We start from the raw sequence: 2741 nt of genomic DNA on the forward strand, positions 1-2741 counted from the left end.
AAATCTCGACTGTCGAGGGATGATGTAGATGATTTTGTCAGCCGATTACAGCGATTTAAGGTTGCTTTCCCCCAATTTCGAGAGTTTCGGGTTTATGGGGCAGTGGCAGGCATTGAAATTGATCAGGGGATAGATGTCTATGCCTATCGGCGCGGTTTGTTTGTGATTAAGCAATCGGGGGAAACGGTTAAAATTATCAATGATGCTCAGTTTCAACCTTTGGGTTTTGCTTAAGCTGTTTAATCTCTTTTTTAAGAAGGCGTAATTTTGTGATCGCCCTTTTAATTAATAATGAATAGTTGATAATGTAAACTGTCAGGAGTTATTTGGGAAACCATTATGGAAATAAAAAACATTAAACAAAAAGCCAGATATTTAATCGATAAATTGCCAGAAATTCTACATGGGATGATTTGATGTATGAGATTTATGTGAGACAGGCAATTGAAGCGGGATTAGCCGATAGTGAGGCGGGAAAGGTTATTTCTGTGGCAGAAGTACGCACTAAATTCAAGCTAGAGCCATAAAAGTTTTCTGGACAGAAACCGCCGTTAATCATTGATCATCCATCTACAACTACATATCACAAAACTCCCCTCAATATGCTCAAAGACTGGTGGAAAGATTGACCAGACGCTCAGAACAGATCGTTGCTCTAGGGTAGCATCTTTGAGCAGCAGGCGATCGGCGTTTTTGCTCACAATCAATACCCGTTCGCTCTTCGGGGTTTCAGGAGAGTCAAGCATTTTTCGCTTTAATTGGTACAATTTCTCGGCGATAGCGATTGTTCCGCTAATAATGCCGATGATGGTGGCGATGGTGGCAAGGGTTCCCTCTTTCTCCACTTCGGAGATAACTTCGTAGCTGCCTTGCACCCCTTCCATCTCTAGGATATCCTGAGCAACTTTGATAGCATCGAGGCCTTCAATTTCTATCTGCATCAGTTTTGTTCCTCCTGTAAGTACCCTTGTTCATTTTCTAGTCCAACAGCCGGTAAACTCTTTCTTTTAAGCTCGCTTATCAAGCTGACGTGGAGATACTTAAAGGGAGCATCTCACTTCTCCAAATAAGTTTTTGGACAATTCACAGTAAATATCTAGAGATTTGACCGTTGGGCGTGTCTAGGCTTAACCATCGTCTCTGTCTCGGTTTCAGGCTTTTCTTCTCATTTTAACTCTCCCAGATTGATGAAAGAGAGATAAGTTGTGTTGAGAAATGTGTAGAGTTGCGGCCGACCCTTGACTGGAACCTAAGCTCTCGTGATAACTTGTATAGGAGTTATCGACAAGACACCATCAGCTAGACAGACCCTTCCAGTTTCTCTATGTTTCATCCTAACCAATCGGAAACCCGTGAAGATATCCGCGAGTATGTAGCTCAACTACAACTTCACATGGCTTTACAAGCTCGTAATCTCGTTCCCAGTCTGACTAATACTAGCGATAGTCGCGAGAAACTGCTGCAGGACACCCAAGCAACCATCGAAAAAATCGTTTCTCGTCATTTCTAGTTGACCGATTTTACCATAGTCATTTGATCCGCAGAACAGGCAATACAATTGCCACTGCGCCAAGGGATTATCTAATGTAACCTGGGGAGTATTTTCGCCTCTCTTGGGTTTATGGTGATGGGCAAATCTTATGCAAGAGGGGGATTATAGGCCCCCACCAATCATAGCAGCCGCAGTGCAGGGTCGCAAAGTGGTCAGTGCTTGCGCCCATAATGTGATGCGGTCAACATTTTTCACCCAAGGACCCAGAGGGCCATCTTTTCTTGATTAGGTAAAAATTTCCCGACTGTCTCCTCAATTCTAGTCTCAACTTTACCATCGCTCTCGGGAATCTTATCTTTAGAATGACTGCCTAGCTAAACGGCTGCCCATTTATTGACTTAAATCTGTAATATGCCCGCAATTTTTTTATGATTAACCACTTGATAAAGTGGCCCCAGCAGTGGCATTAATTTAGGATAGGAAGTTTTCGGGAGTCAGTCGTCGGTCGTTCATACCAAATTAGCCTACACCTCATCTTGATAGGAAAGGCTAGGTTTTTTGCAGCTTCTTAGGGAAATTATGACCACTAATCCTCTTAACTCGCTCATTTTAGAGCAGATTATAGCGTTTTTCAGTCGGCTGAGGTACAAAAGTTATGGTTTTTAGGCAAAAGGCAAGGGGCAAAAGGCTTCGGCCGTTAGCCCAGCGTTCGACTTAGCTCGCCGAACGTCCGAAGTCTCACGCCGAAGTCCGAACGGCAAAAGGGAAGAAAAATAGGCGTACCTCACTAGCTTAGGAAACGCTATAAGATTTTTTTTAAAGGTCTAAAAAAACTATTTACCAACGCTATATTATGGATAGAAAAACTGCGTGGATATTAGAAAGTAAAATGGAAGAGCTAGATGAGGATCGGCTTGAACTTTTAGAACGACGGCTTGCTGATCGGGTGACGGAGCGAGTTCGTTCAGACTTGTTCAGTTGGTATGCGGCTATCGGGACAGCAGTGATTACCGTATGCGGTATCTTAGGCGTGAATGTTGTCCTGAGTATTAGGACAGAGATTAAGTCGGAAATTAAGCAAGAATTTGAGCAAGAGCTTCAGGTAAAGGGGAGCATCCCACTTTTGCAATAAGCAATTGTACTTAGATGCGAAATACTTATATGGCAAGCCTTTTCGGGAGTTCATAGATTTTCAACGGTTCTCTAAATTGTGTGATTGGAACCAGAATCGTTACTACAAAAGCCTTCT

3 protein-coding genes and 1 pseudogene are annotated in these 2741 nt (G+C 42.9%); 3 read left to right on the plus strand and 1 reads right to left on the minus strand.

Features of this window, described 5'->3' with window-relative positions; translation table 11 throughout:
* Nucleotides 1-234 (plus strand): annotated as a pseudogene (locus IM456_RS04905) (DUF3782 domain-containing protein); the annotation flags it as partial.
* A 317-nt stretch (nucleotides 235-551) separates the two neighbouring features.
* Here the strand turns inward: IM456_RS04905 and IM456_RS04910 are convergent.
* Nucleotides 552-941, minus strand: a complete 390-nt coding sequence (locus IM456_RS04910; RefSeq protein WP_172970553.1) for a hypothetical protein — start codon at nucleotides 939-941, stop codon at nucleotides 552-554.
* A 383-nt stretch (nucleotides 942-1324) separates the two neighbouring features.
* Here IM456_RS04910 and IM456_RS04920 point away from each other — a divergent pair, with 383 nt between their 5' ends.
* Together IM456_RS04920 and IM456_RS04925 are read left to right on the plus strand one after the other, a co-directional pair.
* Nucleotides 1325-1510, plus strand: a complete 186-nt coding sequence (locus IM456_RS04920; protein ID WP_002759041.1) for a hypothetical protein — start codon at nucleotides 1325-1327, stop codon at nucleotides 1508-1510.
* 835 nt (nucleotides 1511-2345) lie between these two features.
* A complete protein-coding gene (locus tag IM456_RS04925; protein ID WP_287693318.1) occupies nucleotides 2346-2624 on the plus strand; it encodes a hypothetical protein in 279 nt (92 codons plus the stop codon).
* The last annotated feature ends 117 nt before the right edge of the window (nucleotides 2625-2741 follow it).

This window comes from Microcystis sp. M079S1 (assembly GCF_020246425.1).
Lineage (GTDB): Bacteria > Cyanobacteriota > Cyanobacteriia > Cyanobacteriales > Microcystaceae > Microcystis > Microcystis aeruginosa.